We start from the raw sequence: 6,602 nt of genomic DNA, 5'->3' as shown, positions 1-6,602 counted from the left end.
ATCTTGGCGGGTGGGGGAAGAGTGAGTAGTGGGTATGCAGGGGCTTGGCCCACTGTTGACTACTCCCTACTGACTATTCCCTACTCACTCCCTCGTTCACCCCATCCCCGTGACATGCCGAAGCCAGAACGCCAGCGCGATAAAACCGATGATCGTGGTCACGCCGGTCCAGTCGACATTGGCCTTCTTGATGTCGCCGATGAGCTTCACCAGCAGCATCCAGGCGATGACGACGAGGGGCAGAATGATGACAAGCCTGATCATGCGACACTCCAGTCCGAAGCGATTGCATCTTCTTGATATGTAGGAAGCGCGCTCGCGAATTTCAGCATGGGCGTCCACGGCGTCATCCACCGCCGGGGTAACCGAAAACGGAGTTTTGTCTTTACTGGCGCACGAAATATGCTACCGGAGCGCCGTGCCCTTGTAGCTCAGCTGGTAGAGCAGCGGTTTTGTAAACCGAAGGTCGGCGGTTCGATCCCGTCCGGGGGCACCAGTCTCGCCGGACGGTTTGGTTGCCAGTATGATGCTACCAATCACACCCCTATCGCCGCCACCAATATCCGGTTCTGCCTTCGTATCGCCGCGCGCAGTTCCGGGATCCTGGCCTCGTCGCGCTTCACGAATTCGATGAACATCATGTTCATGTTGTTGAAGATCAGTTCGCCGAGCGCTGCCCCGTCTATGTCCTGGCGCACCAGGCCGATCTCCTGCAGCCGCGCGATCAGTGCGCGGATCTGTTCGGTGAGCGAGCGGTCGAGCGCGGTGTAGGCCTGGCCGAACGGGCTGTCGGGTAGTTGCGTCGAGATCGCCATGGCCTGGCGCCACATCTCCTTGCTGAGATAATGCAGCGAGTGCTCGATATAGATGCCGATCAGCGTGTCCAGCGCATCGCCGACATTGGCCGGCGGCCTGGCGACGACGCCGCGCCCGGCATTGAGCACCTCGTTGACCTCAAGCGAAACGATGGCGCCGAGGATGTCGCCCTTGTTCTCATAGTAATTGTAGATCGTGCCGATCGACACTTCCGCCTGCGCGGCGATCGCCTCGATCTTGGCGCCCTCGTAGCCGGCCTCGCGGAAAAGTGCCGCCGCCGCCTCGATGATGCGCCTGTGTCGGTCCGCCTTTTGCCTTGCCCGCAATCCGCTCATAGCAGCCTCTTGCCACAAAAACAGAATTGACTCAATTTTAGAATTGGTTCAATTTTTTGCAAGAAGCCACAAAGGCAAGGGAGAACACTCGATGTCCGTCAAATCCGGGAATCCGCTTTCCATCCTGAAGCTGCATCTGCACGCCGCCTGCGCCGCCACGGCCCTGCTGCTTGGCGTGGGCAGCCTCGCCCAGGCCGCCGATCTCAACGCGCTGATCTGGTGCGACCATTCCGATCCGGCGCTGCTGCAGCCTTTCGAAGAGGCCAACAACGTCAAGGTCAACGTCAAGGAGTTCGAAGGCACCGGCGCTGGTCTCGCCATCGTCGAACAGTCGCAGCCCGGCGACTGGGACGTGATGGTGATCGATAGCATCGACGTGCCGCGCGGCGTCGAAAAGGGCCTGTTCGAGCCGCTGCCCGAGGACAAGCTGCCCTTCGCCGACCTCTTCCCGCAGGTGAAGATGGACGGCTCCACCGTGGTCGGCGGCAAGCGCTACGGCATCACCGAAAAGTTCGGCTACAACACGATCGGCTTCAACAAGACCAAGGTCGACCCGGCGGACATGCAGTCCCTGGCATCGCTGACCAGCGACAAATACAAGGGCAAGGTCGCCATCTACGACTATTACCTGCCGGTCATCGGCATGGCGGCACTGGCCATCGGCAAGAAGACGGCCGAGCTCACCGAAGCCGACCTGCCCGCGCTCAAGGAAGAGCTTCTCAAGATGAAGGCCAACGCCAAGCTGGTCGGCGAGGTCACCGCCAGCCAGACGGCGCTTGCCACCGGCGAGGTCGACATACTGGTCGGCGGCGGCGAATGGGTGACGGCAGGGTTGGCCAAGGAGAACCCCGCGCTCGATTTCTCCATCCCCAAGGAGGGTGCGGTGCTGTGGTCGCAGTCGCTGGCCATGTTCAAGGATTCCAAGAACAAGGACATGGCGCTGAAATTCATCCAGTACATTATGAGTCCCGAAGGCCAGGCGCGCCTTGCCACCTCGTCCTGCTATTGGGGCATGCCGGCGAACACCAAGGCGGCGCTGACCGACGACCAGAAAAAGGTCCTGCGCTTCGATGAGCAGCCGGGCTTCCTCGCCCGCGCCCAGGCCTATCCGGCACCGAACGGCGATCTCAACAAGAAGATGCAGGATATGTGGACCGAAATGCTGCAGGCGAAATGAGCTGATACCGTTCGTGAGCTCAACCGGAAACAGCGGGCGCGCCCTGCCCGGGACGGGCCGCGCCCTTCCCTGGGCGCTGGTTACGCCTGCCCTCGGCTGGACGCTGCTGTTCTTCGTGTTGCCCTTCGTCGCCATGGGGTTTTCCAGCCTCACGGCGCATGAAGGCGGCGGCTTCACGCTTTCCAATTACAGCCAGTTCTTCACCAACCCATCCTACTGGCAGGCGATGGTGAACTCGCTGGAGGTGACGGCGATCGTCACCTTGCTCTCTGTGCTGCTCGCCTATCCCTTTGCCTTGATCCTCGCCGAACAGGTGCCGGAACGCTGGCAACGGCTGGCGCTGATGCTGGCCGTGCTGCCGTTCTGGACGTCCTATGTCGTGCGCTCCTATTCCTGGCTGCTGGTGCTGGCGCAGAACGGCGTCATCAACCGCGCGCTCACCGGTTCGGGCTTGATCACCGAGCCGCTGCAGCTCGCCAACACGCGGCTGGCCACCGTCACCGGCTTCGTGCACTTCTTCGTCATGCTGCTGACGCTGACCATCTTCGCCAACCTCAAGCAGCTCAGTCCGAGCTACCGCAAGGCGGCCGCCGATCTCGGCGCCGGGCCGGTGCGCACCTTCCTGCATGTCATCCTGCCGCTGACCTTGCCGGGCATCATGGTCGGCGCCTTCCTCACCTTCGTGCTGTGCATCGGCGACTACATCACGCCGCAGATCCTGGGCGGCAACAACGAGCTTTTGATGCCGCAGCTGGTGATGATGCAGATCGGCCGGCGTGGCGATTTTCCGCTGGCCTCGGCGCTGTCGATCATCCTGATGGCGGTCGTAACCATCGCCTACCTCGCCTGCGCCCGCTGGCTGAAGATCGAGCGGGCCTGAGATGCGCCAGGTGGTCCGCGTTGTTTCCTGGCTCTATGCGCTTGCCGTCTACGGCTTCATCTTCGTGCCTGTTGTCGTGCTGGTGCTGTTCTCGCTGCAAGCGACCTCCTTCCCCATTCCTCCCTTCACCGGCCCGTCGCTGCGCTGGTATGAGGCGGTGCTCTCGGATGTCAGGCTGACCTCGGCGCTGGTCAATTCTCTGCTGGTGGCGTCGATCTCCTCGGCCACCGCCGTCACGCTCGGCTTTCTCTCCGCCTGGGGTTTCGCGCGCTTCGTGCTGCCGGGCTCCGGCCTGCTGCGCGGCCTGATCACGCTGCCGCTGACGGTCAGCTATCTCATCATCGGCATGGGGCTGCTGGTGCTGTTCAACTGGGCCGGCTTGCCGAAATCGCTGCTTGCCGCCGGCATCGGCCATGTCGTGATCAACCTGCCGCTATGCTTTGCCATCATCTACAGCCAGATGGGCGATCACCAGATCAACATCGAGCGCGCGGCGCGCGATCTTGGCGCGCCGGAATGGAAGGTGCTGCTCTTGATCACCGTGCCGGTGATGGCGCCCGCCATCTTCGCAGGCTTCTTCCTGTCGATGACCTTCTCCTGGGACGAGTTCGTGATCTCCTTCCTGCTGACCCGCTTCGACACCACGCTGCCCGTGGAGATCTGGAACCTGCTGCGCTCGGGCCTCAATCCCAAGACCAACGCCGTCGGTTCGCTGGTCTTCGCCGTTTCCATCGTGCTGGTCGTGCTGTTCGAACTGACATTGTTGCGCCGGAGAAAGACATGACCGCGCCTCTGGTCGATATCCGCGCGGTCTCGCACCGTTTCGGGCAGCTGGCCGTGCTAAAAGATGTCTCGCTGCGGATCGAGCCCGGCAGCTACACCATCCTGCTTGGGCCGTCGGGCTCGGGCAAGACGACGCTGTTGTCCATCCTGGGCGGCTTCGTCACGCCCAGCGAAGGCAAGGTGTTCATCCGCGGCGAGGACTGCACCGCGGTGCCGCCGGCCAGGCGCCCGACGACGACCGTGTTCCAGGACTATGCGCTGTTTCCGCATATGAGCGTCGGCGGCAATGTCGGCTTCGGGTTGCGCATGCAGGGCGTCGACGGCGCGACACGCGCCGCAAAGGCGCGCGAGGCGCTGGCGCTGGTGGGGCTGGCCTCCGCCTTCGACAAGAAGCCGCACCAGCTCTCCGGCGGGCAAAGGCAGCGCGTGGCGCTGGCGCGGGCGCTGGTCATCGAGCCGGCGGTGCTGCTGCTGGACGAGCCGCTCGGCGCGCTTGATCTGAAACTGCGCCGGCAGATGCAGGACGAGCTGAAGGCGATCCAGAAGCGCGTCGGCACCGCCTTCGTCCACGTCACCCACGATCAGGAAGAAGCGATGGCGCTGGCCGACCATTGCGTGGTGATGAATGACGGCCGCATCGAGGACGAAGGGCCGCCCGAGCGCGTCTATGCCAGGCCGGCGACGCGTTTTTCGGCGACCTTCATGGGCGAAAGCACGATCCTTGCCGGCAAAGTCACGGAAGCCAAGGACAGGACAAGCACCGTCACGACGCCGGCCGGCCCGGTTTTGGTGCGCGGCGCCTTGCCTGTGGGTTCGGCCGTCGCATTGGCCATCCGGCCGGAGCATCTCATGCTCGGCGGGACTGCCGGCACCGCAAGTCTCGGCATGGCAAAGGTGAGCGATGTGGTCTTCCAGGGCAGTTTCAAGCGCGTGCTTGCCGTCTCCGTCGAAGACGCCTCGCTGCAATTCATCGCCAAGCTGCCAGCATCAGCCACCGTCCAGCCCGGCGACACCGTTGCCGTTTCGTGCGATACCGACCAGATCATCGTCTTGGCGGACTGAAATGGGATCTCTTCCGGTCATCGGTGCACCAGGCTGGTACGAGACCATCCGCATGGCCGACGGCGTCACGCTGATCCATGAGCCGTGGATAAAACCGTTCTTCCGCTGCAACATCTGGCATGTGCGCGGCCGCGACCGAGACCTTCTGTTCGACACCGGTCTCGGCCATTTCAGCCTGCGCACACATGTGCCGCTGGTCACCGAACGCAAGCTGACCTGCGTCGCCAGCCATACGCATTTCGACCATATTGGCTGCAATCACGAATTTCCTGACCGCTGCGTGCACCGAGCCGAAGCAAAAATCCTCGCCGATCCGCGCAACGAGTGGACGGTGGCTGACCGCTATGCGACCGACGATATGTTCGACGGATTGCCGCAAGGCTGGGAGTCGTCCCGCTACCGGATCGTGCCCGCCCCGGCTGACCGCCTGCTCGGCCATGGCGATGTCATCGATCTCGGCGACCGCGCCTTCGAGGTGATCCACACACCGGGCCATTCACCCGGCGGCATCGCACTCTACGAGAAGAAGACCGGCATGCTGTTGTCCGGCGACATCATCTATGACGGCCCGCTGATCGACGACGTCTACCATTCGGATATGTCGGACTATGTCGAGACACTGCTCGCCATGCGCGATCTCGACGTCTCGGTCGTGCATGGCGGCCATTTCCCGAGTTTCGGCAAGGTGCGCTACTGCCAGCTGATCGACGAGTACCTGGCGCAGAAACGCCAGGCCGGCTGCCACCTGCGGCAGCGCCCCTGAGAACAGCTACGGCATCAATTCAAAATGCCGCGGAAATGCCTGATGCAGCAGGAGCAGCATGGTCTTGCGCAGCACATTGGTGTCGCGGCTCGACGGGTTCAGATGGTCCCAGTACCATGCGCCGTGAACCAGATAATTCAGGCTCTCCGACAAGGTGTTGATGTCGACACCGGTATACCCTGCGCCGCGCGAAATCTCGATCAGCAGTTCGCGCGCTTCGGCGGTGTAGGCGAGATCGCTCGGCAGGCCGATCTCGTTGTAGATCTGCATGCTCTTGCGGTCGCTTGAGAACACGACAAAGACCGACACCCATTTGGGATGCTGCCGGGCGAAACGCTGCGCACAATCGACGGCGCCCAGCAGCCGTTCGACCGGCGACAGGCCGGGCGCCCGCACCAGGCTGATCCACAGCGCGTCATACTGATCGCTGAGATACTGAAGCACGGCGCGGAAAAGGTTTTCCTTGCTGCGGAAATGAAAGACGACCAGCGCATTGGACGAGCCGACATGTTCGGCGATACGCTGCATGGTGAGGCTTGCCAGGCCCTCCTCCGCGATCAGCTCGATCGTGGCGTCGATGATGCGCTGTACGCTGGCTTCGCCGCGCTCGCGTCGGCGGTCCTTGGGCGGCGCGGCATCGTTTGCCGCGCCCTTGGTCGTCGCGAGCTTGCGTTTCTCCGGCTTTGCGGTTGCCTTGCGTTGCGCCATTTTCGTCAGGCCTTTCGGACCCACGGCGGAATATCCCGCCGCACAGATTGCCTTGCCATGTGCCACGCCGGCTGATCC

The 6,602-nt window shown here is 62.8% G+C and carries 8 protein-coding genes and 1 tRNA gene; 6 read left to right on the top strand and 3 right to left on the bottom strand.

Going from position 1 to position 6,602, the window contains the following annotated elements:
- Positions 1 to 96: 96 nt before the first annotated feature.
- Positions 97 to 264, bottom strand: coding sequence for a hypothetical protein (locus D3242_RS24060; RefSeq protein ID WP_019857938.1), 168 nt, complete (start codon positions 262 to 264; stop codon positions 97 to 99).
- A gap of 156 nt (positions 265 to 420) precedes the next feature.
- On the opposite strand from D3242_RS24060, the gene D3242_RS24055 reads away from it, so the two are divergent.
- Positions 421 to 496 (top strand) — tRNA-Thr (locus D3242_RS24055).
- A 40-nt stretch (positions 497 to 536) separates the two neighbouring features.
- On the opposite strand, the gene D3242_RS24050 is transcribed toward D3242_RS24055, so the two are convergent.
- Positions 537 to 1,151, bottom strand: a complete 615-nt coding sequence (locus D3242_RS24050) for a TetR/AcrR family transcriptional regulator (protein WP_010909235.1) — start codon at positions 1,149 to 1,151, stop codon at positions 537 to 539.
- Between the two features lie 91 nt (positions 1,152 to 1,242).
- On the opposite strand from D3242_RS24050, the gene D3242_RS24045 reads away from it, so the two are divergent.
- The 5 genes from D3242_RS24045 to D3242_RS24025 are packed head-to-tail and all read left to right on the top strand — an operon-like array spanning position 1,243 to position 5,816.
- Positions 1,243 to 2,328: a polyamine ABC transporter substrate-binding protein gene (locus D3242_RS24045; RefSeq protein ID WP_064982865.1), complete on the top strand. Its 1,086-nt coding sequence runs from the start codon at positions 1,243 to 1,245 to the stop codon at positions 2,326 to 2,328.
- Between the two features lie 13 nt (positions 2,329 to 2,341).
- The gene (locus tag D3242_RS24040) at positions 2,342 to 3,208 is read left to right on the top strand and encodes an ABC transporter permease (protein ID WP_064982863.1); all 867 of its coding nucleotides are present in this window, start codon (positions 2,342 to 2,344) and stop codon (positions 3,206 to 3,208) included.
- A 1-nt stretch (position 3,209) separates the two neighbouring features.
- A complete protein-coding gene (locus D3242_RS24035; protein WP_064982861.1) occupies positions 3,210 to 3,992 on the top strand; it encodes an ABC transporter permease in 783 nt (260 codons plus the stop codon).
- Positions 3,989 to 5,053 (top strand): ABC transporter ATP-binding protein, encoded by a 1,065-nt coding sequence (locus D3242_RS24030; RefSeq protein ID WP_064982859.1) that lies wholly within the window; start codon positions 3,989 to 3,991, stop codon positions 5,051 to 5,053. The genes D3242_RS24035 and D3242_RS24030 overlap by 4 nt, the downstream gene beginning before the upstream one ends.
- Position 5,054: 1 nt before the next feature.
- Positions 5,055 to 5,816: an MBL fold metallo-hydrolase gene (locus D3242_RS24025; protein WP_064982857.1), complete on the top strand. Its 762-nt coding sequence runs from the start codon at positions 5,055 to 5,057 to the stop codon at positions 5,814 to 5,816.
- Between the two features lie 6 nt (positions 5,817 to 5,822).
- Here D3242_RS24025 and D3242_RS24020 read toward each other — a convergent pair whose 3' ends face one another.
- Entirely contained in the window at positions 5,823 to 6,548 is a 726-nt protein-coding gene (locus D3242_RS24020) for a TetR/AcrR family transcriptional regulator (protein WP_244839557.1), read from the bottom strand.
- Positions 6,549 to 6,602 lie beyond the last annotated feature (54 nt).

Origin of the sequence: Mesorhizobium jarvisii (assembly GCF_003601985.1) — a bacterium.
GTDB lineage: Bacteria > Pseudomonadota > Alphaproteobacteria > Rhizobiales > Rhizobiaceae > Mesorhizobium > Mesorhizobium jarvisii.
The sequence above is the reverse complement of the archived record's forward strand: the minus strand, read 5'-3'. Positions and strand labels throughout refer to the sequence as shown.